Origin of the sequence: Pseudonocardia sp. 73-21, assembly GCF_001899645.1 — a bacterium.
In the GTDB taxonomy this organism is placed as follows: domain Bacteria; phylum Actinomycetota; class Actinomycetes; order Mycobacteriales; family Pseudonocardiaceae; genus Pseudonocardia.
The window spans coordinates 1-23855 of the sequence record NZ_MKVV01000076.1 but is presented as its reverse complement, the minus strand read 5'-3'; the positions used below and the strand labels follow the sequence as shown (position 1 = coordinate 23855).

Genomic DNA, 23855 nt, shown 5'->3' with positions numbered 1-23855 from the left:
CCTCTAGTCTCACTGGGTGACCGACTCGCGACTCCTGGGCCCGGCTGAGGTGCGGGCGCTCGCCGCCGAGCTCGACCTGCGGCCCACGAAGAAGCTCGGCCAGAACTTCGTGCACGACCCGAACACGGTGCGGCGCATCGTGAAGTCGGCGGAGCTGCGCCCCGAGGACGTGGTGCTGGAGGTCGGTCCGGGGCTGGGCTCGCTGACGCTGGCCCTGTTGCCCGCGGTGGCGGCCGTGCACGCGGTGGAGATCGACCCGGTGCTGGCCGCGCGGCTGCCCCTGACCGTGGCGGACCGGGCGCCGGCGCTGGCCGACCGGCTCACCGTGACCACCGCGGACGCCCTGCGCGTGCGCGCGTCGGACCTGGGCGGGCCGGTGCCCACCGCGATCGTGGCGAACCTGCCGTACAACGTCGGCGTGCCCGTGGTGCTGCACCTGCTGGCCGAGCTGCCGGAGATCCGGCGCGGGCTGGTGATGGTGCAGGCCGAGGTGGCCGAGCGGCTCGCGGCCGTGCCGGGCAGCAAGGCCTACGGCGTGCCGAGCGCCAAGCTGGCGTGGTTCGCCTCGGCGCGGCGGGCGGGACCGGTGCCGCGGGCGGTGTTCTGGCCGGTGCCGGGCGTCGACTCGGGGCTGCTGGCGTTCGACCGCCGTGACCCCCCGGCCGGCGACCGGGCCGAGGTCTTCACGCTGATCGACGCCGCGTTCGCCCAGCGGCGCAAGGCATTGAGGTCGGCGCTCTCGGGCTGGGCGGGGTCCCCGGCCGCGGCGGAGACGGCCCTGCGCGCGGCCGGCATCGAGCCCCTGGAACGGGCCGAGCGCCTGGACATCACGGCCTTTGCGAGGCTGGCCGCCGTTCGACCGCGCGCGATTGTCGGTGGTCGGTCGTAGGGTTCCCTCGTACCAGTGACCAGGGAGCCGAGAACATGACCGATCCACAGCCCCTCACCGCCACGGCGGGGCCCGCGAACCCGTGGCCGGCGCTGTGGGCTCTCGTCCTCGGCTTCTTCATGATCCTGGTGGATTCCACGATCGTCTCGGTGGCCACGCCCGCGATCATGACCTCGCTCGGGGTCAGCGTCGACGCGGTCGTGTGGGTCACCAGCGCGTATCTGCTGGCCTACGCGGTGCCGCTGCTGGTCACCGGTCGCCTGGGCGATCGCTTCGGGCCGCGCCGCGTCTACCTGGCCGGGCTGGCTATCTTCACGCTCGCGTCGCTGTGGTGTGGCCTCACCGCCACCATCGGTGAGCTCATCGCGGCGCGGGTCGTGCAGGGCTTCGGCGCGGCGCTGATGACGCCGCAGACGATGGCCGTCATCACGCGCACGTTCCCCGCCGAGAGCCGGGGCCGGGCGATGAGCCTGTGGGGCGCGGTCGCGGGCGTCGCCACGCTGGTCGGCCCGATCCTGGGCGGCGTACTGGTCGACGGGTTCGGCTGGGAGTGGATCTTCTTCATCAACGTGCCGGTCGGTGTCGTCGGCTTCGTGCTCGCCGTGCGTCTGGTGCCCGAGCTGCCCACCCACGTGCGCCGCTTCGACCTGCTGGGCGTCGCCCTGAGCGCGGTCGGCATGTTCCTGCTGGTCTTCGGCATCCAGGAGGGCCAGACCTACAACTGGGGCACGATCGCGGGGCCCATCTCGGTGTGGTCGCTGATCGTCGCAGGTCTCGTGGTCATGGCGCTGTTCGTCGTCTGGCAGGCGCGCAACCCGGGTGAGCCCCTGGTGCGTCTCACGCTGTTCCGCGACCGCAACTTCAGCCTGGCCAACATCGTGATCACCACCGTCGGCTTCACGGTCACGGCCATGGTCTTCCCGATCCTGTTCTACGCGCAGGGCGTGCTCGGCCTGACGCCCACGGGTTCGGCGCTGCTGCTGGTGCCCATGGCCGTCGTGTCGGGGGTGCTGGCCCCGTTCGTCGGGCGCTGGACCGACCGGATGCACCCGCGGGTGCTCGCCGGTGTCGGGCTGCTGTCCTGGTCGGTGTCGCTGGTGTGGCTCGCCGCCGTGATGGGCCCCACCACCCCGATCTGGGAGCTGCTGCTGCCCATCGCGCTGCTCGGCGTGGCCAACGGCTTCGTGTGGGCGCCGGTCTCCACCACGGCCACCCGCAACCTGCCGCAGTCCGACGCCGGCGCGGGCTCGGGGGTCTACAACACCACCCGGCAGGTCGGGGCGGTGCTGGGCAGTGCGGCCATCGCGGTGCTCATCGCGTCCCGGCTCGCGGCCAACCTGCCCGCGGCCCCTGGCGGGGGCTCGTCGGAGTCCATCACGCAGCTGCCCGAGGCCCTGCACGCCGGATTCGCCACGGCGATGGCCCAGGCGCTGCTGCTGCCGGCCGGGGTCGTGCTGGTGGGGCTCGTGGCGGCGCTCGGGTTCGCCCTCCCGCGTCACCTGGCCCAACGCGGTTCCAGCCCGGCGGAAACCGTGCCGAGCTCGGCGGGGTAGCTGCGGCGCCACCCCACGGGATCGGTGCACGTAGGGTTGTCGGGTGCTGTCCGCCGTTCCGCCGCCCGTCACCGTGCGGGTCCCCGCGAAGATCAACTTACATCTGGCGGTCGGCCCGCTGCGTGAGGACGGCTTCCACGACCTCGTCACGGTCTTCCACGCGGTGAGCCTGTTCGACGAGGTGTCGGTGGTCGCGAGCGACGAGCCCGGCATCGAGGTCTACGGCGAGGGTGTCTCCGAGGTGCCTGCCGACGAGACGAACCTGGCCTGGCGCGCGGTGCAGCTGCTGGCCGAGCGGGCCGGGCGTGAACCCGACGTCGCCCTCGTGCTGCGCAAGGGCATCCCGGTGGCCGGTGGCATGGCCGGCGGCAGCGCCGACGCGGCCGGCGCGCTCGTGGCCCTGTCGTCGCTGTGGAAGCTCGACCTCCCCCGCGACGAGCTCTCCGTCCTGGCCGCCGAGCTGGGCAGCGACGTCACGTTCGCCCTGCACGGCGGCACGGCCCTGGGCACCGGACGCGGTGAGCAGATCGTCCCGGTCCTCTCGCGGCACCCGCAGCACTGGGTGATCGCGCTGCACCGCGGCGGTTTGTCCACGCCGTCGGTCTTCAAGGAGCTCGACCGGCTGCGCGCGGGCTCCGAGCCGATGCAGCGTCCGGTGGAGCCGGTGCTGCAGGCTGTCGCGGGCGGCGATCCCCGCCAGCTCGCGCTCTCGCTGGGCAACGACCTGCAGGCCGCCGCCGTGAGCATGGCGCCGGAGCTGCGCCGTACCCTGCGCGCCGGGGTGGACGCGGGTGCGCTGGCCGGGCTCGTCTCCGGGTCCGGGCCCACCTGCGCCTTCCTCTGCGACGGCGCCGACAACGCGCTCGACGTGGCCACCGAGCTCGCCGGGCTCGGGGTGTGCCGCACGGTCCGCGTCGCGCACGGGCCGGTGCCCGGCGCGCGCGTGGTCGACCAGCACGAACCACCGGGTGCGCCCTCGGGCCCGCCCACGTCCTGGCCGCCGGTGCGTGCCTGATGGCCGGCCAGAAGGGATCATCACAGAACCTCGTCAACCTGGAGAACGTGCTCGCCCACGTCCCCGGGGACGGATCGCGCGTCCTGCTCGACCACGTGTCGCTGGGCATCGAGCGCGGTGAGCGCGTCGGCGTCGTCGGGCTCAACGGCGGCGGGAAGACCACGCTGCTCGACATCATCACCGGCGTCCGGGCCCCTGACGGCGGCCGCGTCAGCCGCGTGGGTGGGCTCAACCTCGCGCACCTCGTGCAGGGTGACGCGCTGGCCAAGGGCGCCCGGGTGCGCGACGTCGTGCTCGCCGCCTGGGGCAGTGACGAGAAGGGATGGGCGGGCGACCACGAGTGGGCCGCCGACGCCAAGGTCCGCGACGTGCTCGACGGGCTGGGCATCGAGGACCTGGAGCGGTCGGTCACCGGCCTGTCCGGCGGGGAGAAGCGCCGGGTCGCGCTGGCCGCCGCGCTCGTCGGCGACCCCGACCTCGTCGTCCTCGACGAGCCCACCAACCACCTCGACGTCGAGGGCATCGGCTGGCTGGCCGGGCACCTGATCGAGCGGCGCTGCGGTGTCGTGGTCGTCACGCACGACCGCTGGTTCCTCGACGCGGTCTGCACGCGCACGTGGGAGGTGGCGGGCGGCAGGGTCGAGAGCTACCTCGGCGGCTACGCCGACTGGATCTACGCCCGCGCGGAGCGCAGCCGGCAGTCCGATGCGGCCGAGGCCAAGCGGCAGAACCTCGCGCGCAAGGAACTGGCCTGGCTGCGCCGCGGCCCGCCCGCCCGCACGTCCAAGCCCCGGTACCGGATCGAGGCCGCCGAGGCCCTGATCGCCGACGTCCCGCCGCCCCGCAACACCGTGGAGCTGCTCGGGTTCGCCACCAACCGGCTCGGCAGGACCGTGCTGGAGCTGGAGGACGCCACGGCGACCATCGGTGACCGCGTGCTGCTCGACGACGTCACCTGGCGCCTCGGCCCGGGCGACCGCGTCGGCATCGTCGGAGTCAACGGCTCGGGCAAGACCACGCTGCTGCGCACGCTCACCGGCGAGCGGCCGCTGCAGGGCGGCCGGCTCGTCACGGGCACCACGGTCCAGCTCGCGGAGCTCTCCCAGGAGCTCGTGGACCTGCCCAAGGACATGCGGGTGCTGGAGGCCACCGAGCAGGTGGCCAAGTACGTCAAGCTGGGCAAGCTGGAGCTCACGGCGTCGTCGGTGCTGGAGCGGCTCGGGTTCCCCGCGGCCCGGCAGTGGACACCGGTCGGGCAGCTCTCCGGTGGGGAGAAGCGCCGGCTGCAGCTCACGCGGCTGCTCATGGCCGAGCCCAACGTCCTGCTGCTCGACGAGCCCACGAACGACCTGGACGTCGACACGCTGGCCCGCCTGGAGGACCTGCTCGACGGCTGGGCGGGCACGCTCGTCGTCGTCAGCCACGACCGGTACCTCGTGGAACGCGCCTGCGACACGGTCGTCGCGCTGTTCGGCGACGGCAAGATCACGCACCTGCCCGGGGGCATCGAGGAGTACCTGGAACGCCGCAGGCGGGCCGGGGCGCAGGCCAGCGGCCTCTCGGCATCGTCGGCGGAGCCGGTTCCGGCCAAGGCGCCGTCCAGCGCCGCCGACCAGCGCCTCGCGCGCAAGGAGCTGCAGCGCATCGAGCGCCGCATGACCACGCTGACCAAGCGCGAGAAGCAGCTGCACGAGGACCTCGCGGCCGCGGCCACCGAGCCCGACCGGTTGCTGAAGCTCGACGCCGAGCTGAAGGCGGTCATGGCCGAGCAGGAGGAGCTGGAGAACCAGTGGCTCGAGGCGGCGGAGGCGGCCGAGTAGCGGCTCTGCCGCCCGTGCGCGGAAATCAGTGCCCGAGCACTGATTTCCGCGCACGACCGCTGGAGCGCGGATCCACCGATCGACCGATCGACCGACCCGCCGCACGGTGTCCGGCGGGGCGGCCTGGTCCGCCACCCCGCCGGAGAGCGCCACCTCTGAGTCGGTGGCATCCTTCCCGGCCGGGGGTGGTGGCGGTGCGCGCACACGTGATCTGGGCGTCGGTGCTGGCGGTGGTGGGGCTGCTGTTCGTGGCGCTGGTGCTGCAGTCGTCGACGGCGGTGCTGTGGACCGGTACCCGCGTCGACGGCTACAGCCAGGGCGGCATCACGTACTTCACCTACGAGGGCCAGCCGTACACGATCGTCGACGACGGCCAGGCCGCCGGCGACACCACCCGCGAGCCGACCGCCGTCTACGTCCCCACCGACGATCCCGGCCAGGCCCGCCAGGACAGCCGGCTGCGCTGGCTGGACGCCGCCGCCGTGCTCGTGTGGTTCGTGGGGGCGGCCGCGGTGCTGGTCAGCGGCTTCGCGCGGCGGCGGCGCCGGCTCCGCAGGCGGGCCGCGGGCTGACCGGTCACGTGCTGCTCAGGGCCGCCACCAGGTCGGGCGTGCGCCCGAGCAGCGCGGCCATGGCGATCGGGTCCATGTAGTCGTCGTAGCTGACGATCTCGCCGTCGCGTACGCGGATCACGCCCAGCGCGCGGAACCGGTACGGCCCGCCGGAGCCCCGCGACCACCCGTGGTGCTCGATCTCCGTGACCACCACCTCGGGATCGTCGGTCTCCCGGACGACGGCGTCGACGCCGTGCATGTCCAGCAGGTCGCGGTGGCCCGTCGCGCTCCGGCGGGACTCCCGGATCGCCTCCCGGCCACGGATCTCGCGCGGCGTCCCGGGTGCGGCGAACGGGAAGCGCAGGACGCCGTCCTCGGCGAAGAGGTCGGCGAAGTCGACGCCCTCGCCGGCCACCATGCGGCGGACCTGTTCGGCGACGTCCCGTGGCTGCAGCGTCATGACTCCTCCTAGAATCGGAACGGTGACCCCGCTTCAACGATACGGAACGCTCGCCCCGGTTAGCAAGGACCGATGACGGAGCGGCCCCTGCGCGCCGACGCCCGGCGCAACCGCGACAAGGTGCTCGCGGCGGCCCGCGAGGCGTTCGCGGAGTCCGGCTTCGGCGTGCCGCTCGACGACATCGCCGCACGGGCCGGCGTCGGCCCCGGCACGGTCTACCGGCACTTCCCGACGAAGGAGGCGTTGTTCGAGGCCGTCTCGCTGGTGCGGGTGCGGGACCTCGCCGCGGACGCGCGGGCCCGGGCCGCGTCCGACGATCCCGGTGCGGCGTTCGACGGGTTCCTCGAGCGGCTGGCGGGGGAGGCCACGGCCAAGCGCGACATCCCCGACGCCCTCGACGGCGTCGGCGCGGCCACCGTCGCCGCCCGCACCGACATGCAGGACGCCCTCGACGTGCTGCTCCGCCGGGCGCAGGAGGCGGGGGCCGTGCGGCCGGACGTCCGGGTCACCGACCTGTTCGCGCTGATGAAGGGCCTGATCCACGCGATCCGGGGGAGCGACGACCCCGGGCTCGCCGGCCGGATGCTCGCGGTGGTGCGGGACGGGCTGCGTGGGCCGAACGACCCGGGCGATCCACCTTTCGACTGATCCGCCCGGGTCGGGGGACCCGGAGCTGCGGAGCTGCGCACAGGGGTGAGATCGGCCCACCGCCTCTCGACGGAGCGGCGGGACGGTGCACGCCGGTCCGGGCCTCTCAGGCACCGTGTCAGCGCGTGTCAGCGCCGTGGTGGCGCCGTGTCAGCGGCGAGGCGCACTCTCGGAGCATGGAATCCGTCATCCAGGTCGAAGGCCTGGTCAAGAAGTTCGCCGGCACCACGGCGCTGGCGGGGGTCGACCTCACCGCCCGCCCCGGTGCGGTGCTGGGCCTGCTGGGCCCCAACGGGTCGGGCAAGACCACCACCGTGCGCGTCCTCGCCACCCTCCTGCGCCCCGACGCCGGGCGCGCCACCGTCTTCGGGCACGACGTCGTCACCGAGGCCCCCGCCGTGCGTGCCCGCATCGGGCTCACCGGCCAGTACGCGGCCGTCGACGAGGCGCTGACCGGCACGAACAACCTGATGCTCATCGCACGGCTGCTCGACTTCTCGCGCGCCGACGCCCGGGCCCGCGCGGGCGAGCTGATCGAGCGCTTCGGGCTCGTGGACGCCGCGAGCCGCCGGGTCCGCACCTACTCCGGCGGCATGCGGCGGCGGCTCGACCTCGCGGCCAGCCTGATCGGACGCCCCGACGTCCTGTTCCTCGACGAGCCCACCACGGGCCTCGATCCCCGCCACCGCAACGAGGTCTGGGACTCCGTCCGCGGGCTCGCCGCCGAGGGCGTGACGGTGCTGCTCACCACGCAGTACCTCGAGGAGGCCGACCAGCTCGCCGACGACCTCGTCGTGCTCGACCGCGGCCGCGTGATCGCCGCGGGCACCCCCGCGTCGCTCAAGGCCGACATCGGCGGGCAACGGCTGCACGTCCGGCCGCTCTACCGCACCGACACGGCGCTGGTCGAGACCGTCGTCGCGGAGCTCGCCCCCGGGGAGCTCATCGCGGTGGACGCCAGCGGGGAGCTCGTGGTGCCCGCCCTCGACCCCGGCCTGCTCCGGCGCGTCACCGACCGGCTCGACGAGCACGCCGTCCCCGTGGCCGAGGTGGGGCTGCGCCTGCCGAGCCTCGACGACGTCTTCATGACCCTCACCGGCCGTCCGGCCGAGGACAGCGAGGAAGCAGCGTGATCGCGCCGACCACACCCACGATCCCCGTCCCGGCCGCGACCCCCGCCAAGGAGCACTCGGCATGACCACCACAGTCACCCGCCCGAGCCCGCCCGTGCCCCTCACGGTGCCCGGCCGCCGCGGCCCGTCCACCCTCCGCCACGGCGCCACCCTCGCCTGGCGCGGCGTGATCAAGACGATCAACTCGCCCGAGGCGCTGCTCGACGTCACCCTGCAGCCGGTGATCTTCCTGTTGCTGTTCGTCTACGTCTTCGGCGGCGCGATCGGCGGCTCCACACAGGACTACCTGCAGTTCGCGCTGCCCGGCGTGCTGGTGCAGACGGTCGTCTTCGCGTCCGCGGGCACCGGCGTCGGCCTGGCCGACGATCTCGCCACCGGCATCTTCGACCGCTTCCGCAGCCTGCCGATCTCCCGGTCGGCGCCCCTGCTCGGCGCCATCGGGGCCGACCTGGTGCGCTACCTGACCTCGGGCCTGATCATGCTGGCCTTCGGTGCGATCCTGGGCTTCCGCTCCTCGGCGGGGCCCCTCGACTACGTGGCCGCGATGGCGCTCGTGATGGTGTTCGCGTTCGCGCTCTGCTGGGTGTTCACCGCCCTGGCGATGATCGTCAAGCAGCCGCGGTCCGTGCAGGGTCTCGGCGCACTGATCATGCTGCCGCTGTAGTTCGCCAGCAACGTCTTCGTGCCGGCGAGCACGATGCCGGGCTGGCTGCAGGCGTTCGTGAACGTCAACCCCGTCTCCCAGACGGTGACGGCGGTGCGTGGCCTGCTCCTGGGCGGCCCGGTGGCGACCCCGGCCACCTACGCCCTGATCGCCGCCGGTGTGGTGATCGTGATCTTCGCTCCGCTGGCGATCACCCTCTACCGCCGTCGGACCTAGTGGCTCAGACCGCGGCCCGCGACGAGGCCGACATGGCGGCCCCGGTGACCAGACTGATGATGGCCAGGCCGATCACCAGGTGGGTGACGCACGTCGCGAGCGAGACGGCGATGGGGTCGTCGTTGAGGATCGGCAGCACCACCGCCACCGCCGTGAGCAGCCCCGCGATCCAGCCGAAGTAGGCCATCGGGCGCGGGGTGCTCAGCAGCAGGAGGTGCGCCAGGCCCGTGGCGGCCAGCGCGGCCACGGCGGCGGAGACGCACAGCAGGGCGGTGCGCGAGTCGCCCAGGGCGCCCGACCGCATCGGCGCGAGGTAGGGGATCTGCAGCAGGGCCCGCACGACCAGCAGCCCGACGAGCCCGATCAGCGCGGCGACGATGGCCGTGGCCACCCCGCCCGCCCACAGCCGGCCCGCGTTGATCACGGGACCCCGTGGAGCCGTGGGGTGGTCGCCCTGCGGGGGCAACTGCCGCGTCTTGTCCCACTGCTCGTCGTAGCCGCCGGTCATCCTGCCCCACCCGTCCTGCCGAGATCATCGATCCGCGCACGATGAACCACATCCGGTCCGCGCGCAAAGGGAGTGTCCCGGAGAGGTGATCAGGGCCGGGTGGCGGGGCGTTGCGGGCCGAGTGCGCCCGCGAACTTCGCGAGCCAGGCCATGCCGTCCGCGCGGGGGAGCTCGCGGCCGCTGCGCATCTGCTCCTCCGCGGCGTCGGGGCCGAGAACGGCGCGCGCCCCGGCCAGCGTGGCGCGGACGACGGGCGAGCCGTGGTCGAGCGTGCCGCGCTGGGCGGCGGCGATGCCCAGCAGCACCGCGGCGGCTCCGGGGTCGTCCTCCGCCAGCGCGAACCGCGCCGCCACCTCCGCGACCATGCCCGACACCGGTCCGTCGTCGGCCCCGACGGCCGCGGCGACGGCCTCGGCGACGCGCGGGCGGGCGGCGTCCAGGTCGCCGGCGGTGAGCTCGACCGATGCCCACATCATGGCCGCGAACGCCCGCCGCTGGGGCACCCCGACACCGTCCATCCCGGGCGGGTCGAACGCGCCCGCGGCCAGCACGAGCTGGGCGCGCGCGGCGTCGACGTCGCCGGCCAGCAGCTCGATCTGCGCCAGGGTGGTGGCGACGGCACCGGCGGAGCTGAACGGGCCGCGGTCGGACGGCCGCGCCCGCTGGAGCACGGCGCGGGCCTCGTCGATGTTGCCGCGCCGGGCCTCCAGCACCGCGCGCCGGCCCAGGAACTGCGGCAGGTCGTCGTCGTTGCCCAGCTCGGCGGCCAGCGCGATCGACTCGTCGTAGGCCAGGGCCGCGGCGTCGTAGTTCCCGGCGGAGTCCTCCAGCTCGCCGAGCGAGTGCACGATCATGCCGAGCACGAAGCGGTCGCCGATGCCGGTGAACGCCTCGTGCGCGGCCCGGATCAGCGTCCGCTGCGTCTCCCGGCGGCCCTCGTTCTCCTCGACCTGGGCACGGATCTGCAGCGTCAGCCCGCGCACCCAGGGATCCTCGGCGCCGGCCGACAGCGCGCACAGCTCGTCGTCCCCGAGCCCGGCGAAGATCCGGTAGGTCGGCCCGACGAGCTGCAGGAACGGGTGCCACGGGCGGGGCAGCGACGCGGTCAGCGCGGACAGGGACCGGATGTGCGCCGTGGCCTCCTCCGTGCGGCCGCGGACCGCGGTGAACACGGACACCCAGGCCAGGTTGCGCGCCCGGACGTCCGGGGGGACCGGGCCGTCCATCCCGTGGACCGCCGACACCCAGCGGTCGGCCTCGTCGGTGCGGCCGCGGATGAGCCACGACCACGTCAGCGCGGCGACGAGCCGGTGCGCCGTGGCCCCGTCGCCCGTCGCCATCGCGCGCCGCAGCGCGAGGTCGAACTCGTCGGCCTCGGCGCGCAGCGCGCCCAGCCACTCCAGCTGCTCCCGCCCGCGCAGATGCGGTTCGGCGGCCTCGGCCAGCTCCACCATGATCCGAGCGTGGGCGGCCACGGCGCAACCGCGTTCGCCGGCCTCGTCGAGGCGTTCGCCGGCGTACTCGCGGATCGTCTCCAGCATCCGGTAGCGGGTGGGTGACCCGGGCACCGCGACCACCAGCGACTTGTCCACGAGGGCCGCGAGCCGGTCGAAGACGTCCCCCGTACCGTCATCGCCGATGCCGTCACCGCAGACCTGCCCGGCCGCTGCCGCCGTGGCACCGCCCGCGAACACCCCGAGGCGCCGGGCGACGGCGCGCTCCGGCTCGTCGAGAAGGTCCCAGCTCCAGTCGACGACGGCGCGCAGCGTCTGGTGGCGAGGCAGCGCGGTGCGGGCGCCGGAGGTGAGCAGCCGGAAGCGGTCGTCGAGACGGTCCAGGATCTCCGCGGTGGTCAGCGTGCGCAGCCGGGCCGCGGCCAGCTCGATGGGCAGCGGCTGGCCGTCGAGGCGGCGGCAGATCACGGCGACCTCGGGCGTGACCGCGAAACCCGGCCGGACGGCGGCGGCGCGGTCGGCGAACAGGGCCACCGCGTCGGCCTCGGCCAGCGACTCGACGGGGTGCAGCACCTCGCCCGGCACCCCCAGCGGCTCCCGGCTGGTGGCGAGCACCCGGAGCCGGGGGCAGGCCCGCAGCAGCGTCTCCGCGAGCTCTGCCGCGGCGCCGACGAGGTGCTCGCAGTTGTCGAGCACCAGCAGGGAATCGCGGGCGGCGAGCGCCGAGACCAGCCGGGTGACGGTGTCGGGCGCGGGTTCGTCCTGGGCGCGCAGCACCAGGTCGGGCTCACCGACGGCGGCCAGCACGGTGGCGGCGAGCTGCTCGGGACCGGTCAGCGGGGCGAGCTCCGCCACCGCGACGGAATCCGGGCCGACGGCCTCGCGGGCCAGCCGCGTCTTGCCCGCGCCACCCGGCCCGATGAGCGTGACGAGCCGGGCGTCGACGAGCAGTGTGCGCACCCGCTCGACGTCGCGGTCGCGGCCGACGAAGCTGTTGAGCCCGGTGCGGGCCGGGGCCACGGGCTGTCCGCCGCGCAGCACCGACAACCGGGCCGCGGCCAGCCCCGGCCCGGGGTCGACGCCCAGCTCGTCGGCGAGGAGAGCGATCGTGCGGTCGGCCACCGCGAGCGCGTCGGCCTGCCGCCCCGCGGCGTGCAGGCAGCGGGTGAGCAGGGCCGCCGTGGTCTCCCGCAGCGGCGTCGCGTCCAGCTGGGCGGCCAGCGCGTCGAGCTCGCCGCCCGGCCGCCCGGCGCGCAGCGCGAGCGCGGCCCGTTCGTCGACGACGACGGCGCGGCGCTCCTCCAGCCGCGCGGCCGCGGGCCCGGCGAACGGCAGGTCCAGGACATCAGCGAGCGCCGCCCCGTGCCACAGGGCGAGCGCGCCGTCGAGATCGCCGGACGAGGCGAGCGCGGCGAACCGGAGCGCGTCGACGGCGTCGGGCTCCACGCACAGCCGGTAGCCGCGGGCGTCGGTGGCCACCAGCTCCGCACCGATCGCCCGCCGCAGCCGGGAGACCAGGGCCTGCAGCGCGTTGCCGGCGCCGTCGGGTGGTGCCTCGCCCCACAGGTCGTCCACCAGCACGGACGTGCCCACCGGGCGTCCGGCGTCCAGCGCGAGGCGGGCGAGCAGACCCTGCAGGCGCACCCCGCGCAGCGGCACGGACGCGTCACCACGCCGTGCCCTGACCGGGCCGAGCACGCTGATCCGCACGGTTCCAGTGTGCCCGTCGCCGTCAGGCGCTTTCGCGCTGGAAGGTCCGTACGCCCCAGCCGACCATCACGAGCACCAGCGCGATCGCGACGACGATCCCGACGACCACCACCGACCCGCCGAAGTCGCCGCGGAAGATCGCCCGCTCCGCGTCCACGACGTAGACGAACGGGTTGACGCGCGACAGGTTGTAGAGCCACGTCGGGGCTAGCGTCATCGGCAGCAGGATGCCCGAGAGCAGCAGCAGCGGCAGGACGATCGTGTTGAGCACCGGGGCGAGGGTGTCCTCGCTCTTGAGCTTCAACGCGAGCGCGTAGGACGCCGACGACATCGCCAGCGCGAGCACCGCCACCAGTGCGAGCGCGAGCACCACCCCGCCGAACGGTGCGCGCAGCCCGAAGAACAGCGCCAGCACCGTCAGCAGGATGCCCTGCACGACCAGCACCACCACGTCCTTGAGCGCCCGGCCCACCAGCAGCGCCACGCGGCTCACGGGCGTCACCCGCATCCGCTCGATCACCCCGGCGCGGTACTCGCTGATCAGCCCGAACCCGACGAACAGGCTGCCGAACAGCCCCAGCTGCACGAGCAGCGCGGGCACGAGCACCTGGTAGGCGTCACCGGGCGGGAAGCCGGGCGTGTTCTGGATGATGGGCACCAGCAGGGGGCCGAACAGGGCCAGGTAGAGCACCGGCTGGACGATGCCGATGATCACCCAGGCCGGGTTGCGCAGCGACTGCTTCATGGAGCGCTGGAAGATCAGCCAGGTCTCGGTCAGCGTGGTCATACCCCTACCCCCTCGGTCTCGCGCAGCGATCGTCCGGTCATGGTCAGGAAGACGTCGTCGAGGCTGGGCCTGCGCACCTCCACCGACGTCATGGCGACCTCGGCCCGGCTCAGCTCGCCCAGCAGCGTCGGGAGCACGCTCGCGCCGTCGGGAACCCGGAAGCGGACGGTCTGGCCGTCCACTGCGTGCTCGGTGCTGTCGGGGATCCGGGCCGTGATGTCGGCGGCGCGGGCCGGATCGGTGGTACCGACGAGCACCAGGTCGCCCGACACGCGACGTTTCAGCTCGTCCGGCGTGCCCTCGGCGACGATCGTGCCCTTGTCGATCACGAGGATCCGGTCGCACAGGGCGTCGGCCTCGTCGAGGTAGTGGGTGGTGAGGAACAGGGTGGTGCCGTGCTCGGCGTGCAGGCCGCGGATGTGGCCCCACAGGTTGGCGCGGCTCTGGGGGTCCAGCCCGGTGGACGGCTCGTCCATGAACAGCAGCGTGGGCAGGTGCATCAGGCCCATCGCGATGTCGAGGCGGCGGCGCTGCCCGCCCGAGAGCGTCTGCACGACGCGGGTCTCGGTGCCGGTGAGGTCGAGCTGCTCGAGCAGCTCGGCGGCGCGCTCCCGGGACCGGGCCGGGGAGAGGCCGTAGAAGCGGCCCTGCAGGATCAGCTCGTCGGCCACCAGGCAGTCGGGGCCCGCTCCGCCGCTCTGCCCGACGTAACCGATCTTCCGGCGGACCCCGAGCGGGTCGGTCAGCAGGTCGCACCCGGCCACGGTGGCCGAGCCCGCGGTGGGGGCCAGCAGCGTGGTGAGCATGCGGAGGGTGGTGGTCTTCCCGGCCCCGTTCGGACCGAGGAAGCCGACGAGCTCACCGGGGGCGACATCGATGTCGACGCCCGACACCGCCTCCACCGGGCCGCGTCGGGTCGTGAAGGTGCGGGCGAGCCCGCGTGCGTGGATCACGCCACCAGACTGGACCTATCGGGCGAGCTCGGCGAGCAGAAAAGCCTCGGCCAGCACCCCGCGCCGGAACATCCCCAGGTCGAGGCTCTCGTCGATGCCGTGCCAGCGACTGGCCGGATCGCCCACGCCGGTGACCAGCACCGCGGCCCCGGGGAATGTGCGCGCGAACTCGGCGATGAACGGGATCGACCCGCCCATGCCCGTCTCCACGACGTCGTTGCCGTAGGCCTGCGCGAACGTGCGGCGTGCGGCGTCGTAGACGTCGCCGGTGGCGTCGAGGCTGAACGGCTCGGCCGTGCCGGGCCCCGGGGTGACGGTGACGCGGGCGCCCCACGGCACGTTCGCGCGCAGGTGGTCGGCGAGCGCGTCCTGGGCCTTGGGGGCGCTGTCGCCCGGCGCGAGCCGGAGGCTGACCATCGCCCGGGCCCGCGGCAGCAGCACGTTGGAGGCCTCGGCGACGCGGGGTGCGTCGATGCCCAGGACGGCGACGGCCGGCTTCTGCGACGTGCGCTCGACGATCGAGCCCGACCCCAGCAGCTCCACGCCGTCGAGCATCGCGACGTCGGAACGCCACTGCGCCTCGTCGACGTCGGGCGCCTCGGACGTGCCGTGCACCAACCCGGCGATCGCCACCTCGCCGTTCTCGTCGTGCAGGGAGGCGAGCGTGCGGACCAGCGCCGTGAGCGCGTCGCCGGCCGGGCCGCCGAACACGCCGGAGTGGGCGGGCCGTTCCAGCATCGCCACCTCGACCACGACGTCGACGAGTCCACGCAGGCTCGTGGTGATCGCCGGGACGTCGACGGCGGGGTTGGCGGCGTCCGCGATGACGATGACGTCGCAGGCCAGCAGCTCGTGATGCTCGTGCAGCAGCGCCGGGAGGGTGGGAGAGCCGGACTCCTCCTCGCCCTCGATGAACAGCGTGACGCCGATGGGCGGGTGGCCGTCGTACACGCGGAGCACGGCGAGGTGGGTCATCACGCCGGCCTTGTCGTCGGCGGCGCCGCGGCCGTAGAGCCGGCCGTTGCGCTCCGTCGGCTCGAACGGCGCGGTGGTCCACTCGGCGTCACCGCCGGTGGGCTGCACGTCGTGGTGGGCGTAGAGCAGGATCGTCGGCTGCCCCTCGGGGGCGGGCCAGTGCGCCACGACGGCGGGGGCGCCCCCGGGCGCGGCGATGACCGTGACGTCCGCGGCGCCCGCACCCCGGGCCAGCTCGGCCACGGCCTCGGCGCTGCGCCGCGTGTCGTCGGCGTGGGAGGGATCGGCCCAGATGCTCGGGATGCGCACCAGCCGTTCCAGGTCCTGGCGGGCGCCCGGCAGGGCGGCGTCGACGGCAGCGGTGAGGGCGGAGATCTCGTCGTGGAGCGGCACGGCGCGATGCTACGCCCGCGAGTCGGCGCTTCCCCGCGCACGGGAAAGCGCCGACTCGCGGGGTTGGGGGGCGCGCCATCCCTCGCGAACCGGACGTTCACCGGACCGACGGGCGCACCGGGCGGAACGTAGGCTCCGGTCATGTCCCGGTTCCTGGCGATGTTGCTGGACTCCGCCGCCCACTCCGTCCACGGCATGACCACCGGCGAGCCGAAGGCGCCCGTGCGGCGGCCGTGGCCCGAGGTGCACGCCACCGCCCGGCGGATGGCCGCTGCCCTCTCCTCCGGCACCGCTCCGCTGGCCCGCGGTGCGTCCGTCGGGGTGCTCGCGGGTGAGCCGGTCGCGATCGCGCCGGCGGCGCAGGCCGTCTGGCTCACCGGCGGCAGCGTCACGATGCTGCACCAGCCCACCCCGCGCACCGACCTGGCCGCGTGGGCCGAGGACACCGTCTCCGTCCTGAAAATGATCGACGCCGAGCTGGTGCTGCTGGGCGCCCCGTTCGACGCGCTGGCGCCGGTGCTGGTCGAGCGCGGCATCGCGTTCCGCACCATCGAGTCCCTCGACGCCGACGGGGACTTCACACCCGACGCGGGCGTCGCCGGCGAGGGTGACACCGCCCTGCTCCAGCTCACCAGCGGGTCCACGGCCGAGCCGAAGGCCGTCCGCATCACCCACGGCAACCTCCACGCGAACATCTCCGCGATGGTGGAGGCCGCACGGCTCGACATCGAGCGCGACGTGATGGTGTCGTGGCTGCCGCTGTTCCACGACATGGGCATGGTCGGCTTCATGACGGTGCCGATGGTCACCGGGCTGGAGCTGGTGACGGTCACCCCGGTCGACTTCCTCTCCCGCCCGCTGCTGTGGGCCGAGCTGATCTCGAAGTACGGGGGCACCGTCACCGCCGCCCCGAACTTCGCCTACGCCGTGCTCGGCCGCCAGCTCGCCCGCGCCGACGGCCCGCTGGACCTGTCGTCGCTGCGCATCGCGCTCAACGGCGCCGAGCCCATCGACGCCGCCGCCGTCACCGCGTTCACCGGCGCGGGGGCCCGGTTCGGGCTGCGCCCCGAGTCGGTGCTCTGTGCGTACGGGATGGCCGAGACCGCGCTGGGCGTGGCGTTCGCGCCCGTCGAGACGGGCCTGGCCGTCGACGAGATCGACGCCGACGCCCTGGAGTCCCGGCGACTGGCCGTGCCCGGCACCGACCGCCGGTTCCCGAAGCTCGGCCCGCCGCTGCCGGGCATCGAGGTCCGCGTCGTCGACGAGCACGGCGGGGTGCGCGGTGAGCGTGAGGTCGGGGTGCTGCAGCTGCGCGGGCCGTCGGTCACGCCCGGGTATCTGACGGTGGACGGCCCCGTCGCCACGCAGGACGCCGAGGGCTGGCTCGACACCGGCGACGAGGGCTACCTCGTCGACGGGCAGGTCGTCGTGTGCGGACGGCGCAAGGACGTGATCATCATGGGCGGCCGCAACATCTACCCCACCGACATCGAGCGCGCCGCGGGTGAGGCCGACGACGTGCGTGCCGGCAACGTCGTGGCCGTCCGGATCGCGGCGGGGGACCGGCGGGAGTCGTTCGCCGTGGCCGTCGAGTCGCGGAAGGCCGGGGACGCCGACGCCGAGAAGGCGATCCGCAAGGACGTCACGTCGCGGATCGTGTCGGCGGTGGGCGTGCGCCCGGCCGAGGTGGTGGTGATGGGGCCGGGCAGCCTGCCCAAGACCCCCTCGGGCAAGCTCCGCCGGGCCGCGACGGGCGAGCTGCTGCAGGCCCGCCCCTGATCCGACCCGGTCAGCCCGACAGGGCGTGGAACCGGTTCTGCGTGGGCTCGAGGCCGTCGGACAGGAGGGCCTCGGCGGCGTCGGCGGCGAGATCGACGGCGAAGTCCAGCTCCTTGCGCTCCGCGCCGGAGAAGCGCTTGAGCACGAAGTCGGCGGGGTCCTGACGGCCCGGAGGACGGCCGATGCCGAAGCGGACGCGGAGATAGTCACGCGTGCCGATCGACGAGGTGATGGAGCGCAGCCCGTTGTGGCCGCCCTCGCCGCCGCCCAGCTTGAGGCGGATGACGCCGAAGCCGAGGTCCAGGTCGTCGTGGACGACGATCAGGTCGGCGGGGGCGACGGAGAAGTACTGGGCGAGGCCGGCGACCGGCCCGCCGGAGACGTTCATGTAGGTGCGCGGTTTCGCGAGCACCACACGCCGTCCGGCGAGCCGGCCCTCGAGCACGTCGGCATTGCTCTTGTGCTTGGAGAAGCGGCCACCGCCGGCCCGCGCCGCCAGGAGCTCGACGACACGGAAACCGACGTTGTGGCGGGTCTCGGAGTAGTCCGGACCCGGGTTGCCGAGCCCGACCACCAGGGCGGGGCCCGGCGCCATGATCAGCCCTCCGAGTCGGACGCGGCCTCGGACCCGCCCTCGGCAGAGGCCTCGGCGGCCTGCTCCTCGTCGGACGGCTCCTCGACCACGCCGGCACCCTCGGTGTCGATCTCGGCCTCGAGGTCGGCCTCGGTGGGCGCGGCCACGACGTTGACGACGAGCAGCTCGGCGTCGGCGCTCAGCGTGGTGTTGGCGGGAAGGCGGATCGCACCGGCCTGGATCTGGGTGCCGATCTTCAGGCCCTCGACCGAGACCTCGATCTGGTCCGGGATGGAGGAGACGTCGGCCTCGACCTCGAGCGTGTTGAGCTCCTGGCTGACCATCGTGCCCGGGGCGGCGTCGCCGGTGACGACGATCGGGACGTCGACGACGACCTTCTCGCCGCGGCGGATGACCAGCAGGTCGACGTGCTCGATGTACGGGCGGATGGGGTGCTGCACGACCGTCTTGGTCAGCGCCAGCTGCGGGGTGCCCGAGATGTCGAGCGTGATGACCGCGTTGCGGCCCTGCTCGCGCACGATGCGCTTGAACTCGAGCTCCGGCAGCGAGAGGTGCTGCGGGTCGGTGCCGTGCCCGTAGAGCACGGCGGGGATCTTGCCGGCGCGACGGGTGCGGCGGGCGGCGCCCTTGCCGAACTCCGTGCGGGTCTCGGCGGCGATTACGGCCTCGGCCACGGTCATACTCCTCGATCAGCGAATCACGGTGTGGACGCGCGGCGAGGGGCACCGGTCAGGCCGGGCCACGTCGATAACGGCGGGCTAGAAGCTCACCCGCCCTCGCCGCGGAACTGGCGTCGACACTACGCGACGCCCCCCGCACCCCCGACGCCCGGCCCCGCGGGTTCGTCGTCCCACGCCGCGAGTTCGCGATCCGGCGCCCCGACCACGCGAATCCGTTCGGTGATCGTCGCTTCGGAACCGCGGACCGGAACAGTGCGGCTGGACGTCCCCAGCCGGTGATCACGCTGGACGTCCCAACGGCGGGCAGGGTGAGACCACGCCGCGCCGTCCGATCCGCGAACTCGCCGCGGGCTACGCGTTGCCGTCGAAGAGGCTCGTGACCGAGCCGTCGTCGAAGACCTGGTGGATGGCCTCGGCCAGCAGCGGCGCGATGGAGAGCACCGTCATGGCCGGGAAGCGCTTCTCCTCCGGGATCGGCAGGGTGTCGGTGAAGATCACCTCGCGGGCGCCGCAGTTGGCCAGCCGCTCGGTGGCCGGGCCCGACAGCACACCGTGGGTGGCCGCGACCACCACGTCCGACGCGCCCTGGGCGAGCAGCGCCTCCACCGCCTTGGCGACCGTGCCGCCGGTGTCGATCATGTCGTCGATCACGACGCAGAGCCGGCCGTCGATGTCGCCGACCACCCGGTTGGCCACGGCCTCGTTGGGCCTCATCGGGTCGCGGGTCTTGTGGATGAACGCCAGCGGGGTGCCGCCGAGGGTCTCGGCCCAGCGCTCGGCGAGCCTCACCCGACCGGAGTCGGGGGAGACGACGCAGATGTCGTGGTCGGCGTAGGTGCGCCTGATGTGCTCGGCGAGCACCGGGAGTGCGAAGAGGTGGTCGACCGGGCCGTCGAAGAAGCCCTGGATCTGCGCGGTGTGCAGGTCGACCGTCATGATCCGGTCGGCGCCGGCGACGAGGAACATGTCGGCGATCAGGCGGGCCGAGATGGGCTCGCGGCCGCGGTGCTTCTTGTCCTGGCGGGCGTAGCCCCAGAACGGCATGACCACGGTGATCCGCTTGGCCGACGCGCGCTTGAGCGCGTCGACCATGATCAGGTGCTCCATGATCTGGTCGTTGATCGGCGCCGAGTGCGACTGCAGGACGAACGCGTCGCACCCCCGCACCGACTCCTCGAACCGGACGAAGATCTCCCCGTTGGCGAAGGAGTACGCCGACTGCGGCGTGATCGTCACGTCGAGGTGCTTGGCGACCTGCTCGGCCAGCTCAGGGTGCGCCCTCCCGGAGAACAACATCAGGTTCTTCTTCGGGGTAGCGGACATTGCACTCACCGTGGCTCAGCCTCCGTGTTGTTCTGCGCTGCTCGGGCCGCTCCGGCCGCCGGGGTGTCCGGCCGGTTCTTCTCGACCCACCCCTCGATGATCCGCTGTGACCCGCCCGACACGGCCAGCGCCCCCGGCGGGACGTCGCGTTTCAACACCGTGCCAGCACCCGTGTACGCACCGTCGCCGACCTGTACCGGAGCGATGAACATGGTGTCGGAGCCCGTGCGGACGTGGGACCCGATCACCGTGTGGTGCTTGCGCACCCCGTCGTAGTTCACGAACACCGACGATGCCCCGATGTTGCTCTGCTCGCCGATCGTGGCGTCGCCGACGTAGGTCAGGTGCGGCACCTTGCTGCCCGCACCGATCTCGGCGTTCTTCACCTCGACGAAGGTGCCGATCTTGCCGCGTTCGCCGAGCCGGGCGCCGGGGCGCAGGTAGGCGAAGGGCCCGACCGACGCACCCGCGCCGATCACCGCCCCGCTGCCGTGCGTGCGGACCACCGTGGCGCCGGCGCCGACCCCGCAGTCGGTGAGCGTGGTGTCGGGGCCGACCTCGGCGCCACTCGCGACGGTGGTGGACCCGTGCAGCTGCGTGCCCGGGTGCAGCGTGACGTCGACGTCGAGCCGCACCCGCACGTCCACCCAGGTGCTGGCGGGGTCGACGACGGTGACGCCGTCGCGCATCCACTGCTCCAGCAGCCGCCGGTTGAGCTCCGCGCGGATCGCGGCGAGCTGGACGCGGTCGTTGACGCCGGCCACCTCCCAGGAGTCGGCGCACCGGACGCCGCGGACGCCGGCCCCGTCGCCGCGGGCGATCTCCACGAGGTCGGTGAGGTAGAGCTCGTTCTGCTTGTTCGACGTGCCGAGCCGGTTCAGCCCGGCGTCGAGGAAGGCGCCGTCGAACGCGTAGACGCCGGAGTTCACCTCGCGGACGGCCCGCTGCTCGGGCGACGCGTCGGCCTGCTCCACGATCCGTGTGACGGTGCCGTCGGACTCGCGCAGCACCCGCCCGTAGCCGGTGGGGTCGTCGACCTCGCTGGTGAGCACGGCCAGCGCCGCGCCGGAGGTGACCTGCTCGGCCAGCAGCTCCCCGAGCGTGTCGGGGCGCAGCAGCGGGACGTCACCGTAGGTGACCAGGACGGACCCGGTGATGCCCGCGGGCAGCGCATCCATCCCGCACCGCACGGCGTGGCCGGTGCCGAGCTGCATCTCCTGGACGGCGACGAGCACCGGGCGGCCGAGCTCCGTGGCGAACGCGGTGACGGCCTCACGGACCTGGTCGCCACCGTGGCCGATGACGACCACGAGATGCTCGGGCTCCAGCGCGGCGACGGCGTGCACGGCGTGCCCGAGCAGGCTGCGGCCGGCGATGGGGTGCAGGACCTTCGGCACCGACGATCGCATCCGGGTGCCCTGGCCCGCGGCCAGCACGACGGCGGCGCTGGGCCTCGGCCCCTGTCGGTCCGGCATGGGCCACTCCCTGGTCGAGGTCGGGGGACCGGTGGATCGTACGTGGTGTGCCGAGTAACCCTCCCGGGGATCACTCGTTGTTGCGAACGGGTAACACTCCGTGTCGGTTCGGTCTCGTTCCGACACCAGGTCGTGGAGGACGGTCATGGGCCAGCACACCGAGGCGCCCCGGATGAGGACGCGGATCGCCCTGGCGGTCGGGACGGCGTGCCTCGCGTGGCCGGGGCGGTCGGCACGGCGCAGGCCGCGGCACCGGCCCCCGTCGAGGGCACGCCGTGCACCGTCGTCGCGCGGGCCTGCGTGGACCTCGCGACGAGGACGGCCTGGCTCATCGACGGGGGCGAGGTCGTGCGGGGTCCGGTGCGGGTGAGCATCGGCGGCCCCGGCCAGGAGACGCCGCGCGGCGACTTCCGCGTCGAATGGAAGAACATCAACCACCGCAGCGCCGAGTTCGACGGCGCGCCGATGCCGTTCGCGGTGTTCTTCGCGCCGGGCGGCATCGCGTTCCACGAGGGCAACCTCCACACGGCCTCCGCGGGGTGCGTCCGGCTGGAACGGTCGCAGGCCGAGGCGTTCTACCAGTTCCTCCAGGTGGACGATCCGGTACAGGTGCGATGAGCGGTACCGGGCGCCCGCTCGGGCGGTGTGTTGCGTTGGGCACGACCATTCGCCGTCGATCTCCCACCGGTCGTCTCAACGGGCGCGATGACGCGAATGCTTTCGGCGGCGCCGGGGTTGTGTCCCATGGAACAACCGCGACACCGCTGGAGGAGACATGCCCACCCGCACCGCACGGACGGCCTGGAACGGAACGCTCGAGCAGGGTTCGGGCCAGGTGGAGCTGACCAGCAGCAGGGTCGGCACGTACGACGTCAGCTTCCCGAAGCGGGCGGCCGACGACGCCGGCGGGACGACGAGCCCCGAGGAGCTCATCGCCGCGGCGCACTCGTCCTGCTACGCCATGCAGCTCTCGGCGATCATCGCCGAGGCCGGTGGCACGCCGCAGTCCCTCGACGTGACGGCCGACGTCACGCTCGGGCCGGACAAGGCCAACGGTGGGTTCGCCATCTCCGGCATCACGATCACCGTCCGCGGTGAGGTCGACGGTCTCGACGAGGCCGCGTTCGTCAAGGCCGCCGAGGCCGCGAAGGCCGGTTGTCCCGTCAGCAAGGCGCTGACCGGTACCACGATCACGCTGGACGCCGGCCTCGAGTGAGGCGGCACTCCAGGAGCACGAGCAACGAGGGGTATGTCATGAGATGCACGGGAAACGGGCGTCCGCCCGAGCCGCCGCCGCGACCGAACGGTCGCTAGGCGGGAAGACTTCCGGGGTGGATCCGCTGATGGGGGTCCACCCCGTTGTCATGGGGAGAGCCGCTGGCTCCGCCGCCAGGATTCGAACCTGAACCATCTGAACCAAAATCACTCCGGCATCGTCTGCGGGAGTCTGCACCCGTCCGCGACCTGCTGATCTCCCGGCAGGTCGTGTTCTGCTGTCTGCGTGTGTCGAGGGCCGCTGCTGTCGACTGCTGCTGTCAGCTTGTCGGAAGTCCGCGCGGCTCGTCCTTGCTCGTCCACGCCGGGAGCTGGTGGTGATCTCCTCGCGGCGCGGGTGGAACCCTGCCGGGTCGAGGGGTGGGAGGCAAGGTAATCAGTCCCGCCTTGCCTCCCACCCCTCGGGCCGGTAGCCCTCGGGCGCGCCGCGAGGAGATCACCACCCCGCCGCACTCCCCCGATCTCCGAGCGGTGTCGGGTCTCGGGCGGAGCCCGGTTCGGTCGTCTGAGACTGGCCGATGTCAGGCCCGCCAGCTCAGTGCGGGGTCGGGATGGTCGGTGAATCCCAGCGCTCGGTAGAGCGGTTCAGCGTCTGCGGAGGCGTGGAGGTCGGCCCGGCTGACGTCACGCCCGCGGAACCAGGTCAGCAGACCGTTCATGATGGCGCGGCTGTACCCGCGACGTCGGTAGGCCGGCTCGGTGAAGACGCTAGAGACGTACCCGAGCTGGCCGTCCGGTAGGTGCGGTCCTGGAACCATCTGGGAGATGGTCGCGTAGCCGCAGGCCGCGAGTCCTTCGTCGGCGTCGACGACCAGGATGCACATGGTCGATCCGTTGAGCTGCTCCTTAAGTACCTCGGCGCAGGTGGTCTCCCAGGCTGCGCTGGCGGGCTTGGTCTCGAAGACGACACCGGCTTTGAGGGCTCTTCCGGATTTAGAGTGCGAGTGCCCCGCAGTGCAGTAGCGACCGGAGCCGGTAGTTGATCAGGTTGCGGAA

General features: G+C 73.3%; 22 protein-coding genes and 1 pseudogene. 12 read left to right on the top strand and 11 right to left on the bottom strand.

Features of this window, described 5'->3' with window-relative positions:
- Nucleotides 1–16: 16 nt before the first annotated feature.
- The 5 genes from rsmA (at nt 17) to BGP03_RS24030 (ending at nt 5849) form a co-directional block, all read left to right on the top strand.
- Complete coding sequence (rsmA, locus tag BGP03_RS24050) at nt 17–889, top strand: 16S rRNA (adenine(1518)-N(6)/adenine(1519)-N(6))-dimethyltransferase RsmA (RefSeq protein WP_296375783.1); 873 nt, start codon at nt 17–19, stop codon at nt 887–889.
- A gap of 35 nt (nt 890–924) precedes the next feature.
- Nucleotides 925–2442, top strand: a complete 1518-nt coding sequence (locus BGP03_RS24045) for a DHA2 family efflux MFS transporter permease subunit (protein WP_296375785.1) — start codon at nt 925–927, stop codon at nt 2440–2442.
- Between the two features lie 43 nt (nt 2443–2485).
- Nucleotides 2486–3457, top strand: coding sequence for a 4-(cytidine 5'-diphospho)-2-C-methyl-D-erythritol kinase (locus BGP03_RS24040; RefSeq protein WP_298799876.1), 972 nt, complete (start codon nt 2486–2488; stop codon nt 3455–3457).
- Nucleotides 3457–5277 (top strand): ABC-F family ATP-binding cassette domain-containing protein, encoded by a 1821-nt coding sequence (locus BGP03_RS24035; protein ID WP_296375790.1) that lies wholly within the window; start codon nt 3457–3459, stop codon nt 5275–5277. Before BGP03_RS24040 ends, BGP03_RS24035 begins: the two co-directional genes overlap by 1 nt.
- A gap of 194 nt (nt 5278–5471) precedes the next feature.
- Nucleotides 5472–5849 carry a hypothetical protein gene (locus BGP03_RS24030; RefSeq protein ID WP_296375791.1) on the top strand — a complete coding sequence of 126 codons (378 nt, stop codon included), beginning with the start codon at nt 5472–5474 and terminating at the stop codon, nt 5847–5849.
- A gap of 4 nt (nt 5850–5853) precedes the next feature.
- Here the strand turns inward: BGP03_RS24030 and BGP03_RS24025 are convergent, their stop codons facing one another.
- Nucleotides 5854–6291, bottom strand: a complete 438-nt coding sequence (locus BGP03_RS24025) for a nuclear transport factor 2 family protein (protein ID WP_296375794.1) — start codon at nt 6289–6291, stop codon at nt 5854–5856.
- 72 nt (nt 6292–6363) lie between these two features.
- Between BGP03_RS24025 and BGP03_RS24020 the strand changes: the two genes are divergently transcribed.
- From BGP03_RS24020 to BGP03_RS24005, 4 genes are all read left to right on the top strand, one after another.
- Nucleotides 6364–6939, top strand: a complete 576-nt coding sequence (locus BGP03_RS24020) for a TetR/AcrR family transcriptional regulator (protein WP_298799877.1) — start codon at nt 6364–6366, stop codon at nt 6937–6939.
- A 176-nt stretch (nt 6940–7115) separates the two neighbouring features.
- Entirely contained in the window at nt 7116–8072 is a 957-nt protein-coding gene (locus tag BGP03_RS24015) for an ATP-binding cassette domain-containing protein (protein WP_296375797.1), read from the top strand.
- A gap of 61 nt (nt 8073–8133) precedes the next feature.
- Nucleotides 8134–8736 (top strand): ABC transporter permease, encoded by a 603-nt coding sequence (locus BGP03_RS24010; RefSeq protein WP_298799878.1) that lies wholly within the window; start codon nt 8134–8136, stop codon nt 8734–8736.
- Nucleotides 8737–8754: 18 nt separating this feature from the next.
- Nucleotides 8755–8952, top strand: coding sequence for a hypothetical protein (locus BGP03_RS24005; RefSeq protein WP_298799880.1), 198 nt, complete (start codon nt 8755–8757; stop codon nt 8950–8952).
- 4 nt (nt 8953–8956) lie between these two features.
- On the opposite strand, the gene BGP03_RS24000 is transcribed toward BGP03_RS24005, so the two are convergent.
- From BGP03_RS24000 to BGP03_RS23980, 5 genes are all read right to left on the bottom strand, one after another.
- Nucleotides 8957–9460, bottom strand: coding sequence for a DUF6069 family protein (locus tag BGP03_RS24000; RefSeq protein WP_296375801.1), 504 nt, complete (start codon nt 9458–9460; stop codon nt 8957–8959).
- A gap of 89 nt (nt 9461–9549) precedes the next feature.
- Nucleotides 9550–12624, bottom strand: coding sequence for a BTAD domain-containing putative transcriptional regulator (locus BGP03_RS23995; protein ID WP_298799881.1), 3075 nt, complete (start codon nt 12622–12624; stop codon nt 9550–9552).
- Between the two features lie 22 nt (nt 12625–12646).
- Nucleotides 12647–13411, bottom strand: a complete 765-nt coding sequence (locus tag BGP03_RS23990; protein WP_296375805.1) for an ABC transporter permease — start codon at nt 13409–13411, stop codon at nt 12647–12649.
- Nucleotides 13408–14364: an ATP-binding cassette domain-containing protein gene (locus tag BGP03_RS23985; protein WP_298799882.1), complete on the bottom strand. Its 957-nt coding sequence runs from the start codon at nt 14362–14364 to the stop codon at nt 13408–13410. The genes BGP03_RS23990 and BGP03_RS23985 overlap by 4 nt, the downstream gene beginning before the upstream one ends.
- 15 nt (nt 14365–14379) lie before the next feature.
- Nucleotides 14380–15732: a dipeptidase gene (locus tag BGP03_RS23980; RefSeq protein ID WP_298799883.1), complete on the bottom strand. Its 1353-nt coding sequence runs from the start codon at nt 15730–15732 to the stop codon at nt 14380–14382.
- Nucleotides 15733–15873: 141 nt separating this feature from the next.
- Between BGP03_RS23980 and BGP03_RS23975 the strand changes: the two genes are divergently transcribed.
- On the top strand, nt 15874–17511 hold the full coding sequence (locus BGP03_RS23975) for a fatty acyl-AMP ligase (protein ID WP_296375810.1): 1638 nt from the start codon (nt 15874–15876) through the stop codon (nt 17509–17511).
- 10 nt (nt 17512–17521) lie between these two features.
- Here the strand turns inward: BGP03_RS23975 and pth are convergent, their stop codons facing one another.
- The 4 genes from pth to glmU all read right to left on the bottom strand — a co-directional run bounded on the left by pth (nt 17522) and on the right by glmU (nt 21584).
- On the bottom strand, nt 17522–18106 hold the full coding sequence (gene pth, locus BGP03_RS23970) for an aminoacyl-tRNA hydrolase (RefSeq protein ID WP_298799884.1): 585 nt from the start codon (nt 18104–18106) through the stop codon (nt 17522–17524).
- A 2-nt stretch (nt 18107–18108) separates the two neighbouring features.
- The gene (locus BGP03_RS23965) at nt 18109–18780 is read right to left on the bottom strand and encodes a 50S ribosomal protein L25/general stress protein Ctc (protein WP_296375814.1); all 672 of its coding nucleotides are present in this window, start codon (nt 18778–18780) and stop codon (nt 18109–18111) included.
- Nucleotides 18781–19137: 357 nt separating this feature from the next.
- Nucleotides 19138–20109 (bottom strand): ribose-phosphate diphosphokinase, encoded by a 972-nt coding sequence (locus tag BGP03_RS23960; RefSeq protein ID WP_296375815.1) that lies wholly within the window; start codon nt 20107–20109, stop codon nt 19138–19140.
- Nucleotides 20110–20114: 5 nt separating this feature from the next.
- Nucleotides 20115–21584, bottom strand: coding sequence for a bifunctional UDP-N-acetylglucosamine diphosphorylase/glucosamine-1-phosphate N-acetyltransferase GlmU (gene glmU, locus BGP03_RS23955; RefSeq protein ID WP_298799886.1), 1470 nt, complete (start codon nt 21582–21584; stop codon nt 20115–20117).
- On the opposite strand from glmU, the gene BGP03_RS23950 reads away from it, so the two are divergent.
- Entirely contained in the window at nt 21489–22202 is a 714-nt protein-coding gene (locus BGP03_RS23950; protein ID WP_299737563.1) for a L,D-transpeptidase, read from the top strand. The two genes, glmU and BGP03_RS23950, sit on opposite strands and share 96 nt — an antisense overlap.
- Before the next feature lie 157 nt (nt 22203–22359).
- Nucleotides 22360–22800 carry an OsmC family peroxiredoxin gene (locus BGP03_RS23945; protein ID WP_296375820.1) on the top strand — a complete coding sequence of 147 codons (441 nt, stop codon included), beginning with the start codon at nt 22360–22362 and terminating at the stop codon, nt 22798–22800.
- A gap of 580 nt (nt 22801–23380) precedes the next feature.
- Here the strand turns inward: BGP03_RS23945 and BGP03_RS23940 are convergent.
- Nucleotides 23381–23734: pseudogene (locus tag BGP03_RS23940) on the bottom strand (GNAT family N-acetyltransferase); the annotation flags it as partial.
- Between the last annotated feature and the right edge of the window lie 121 nt (nt 23735–23855).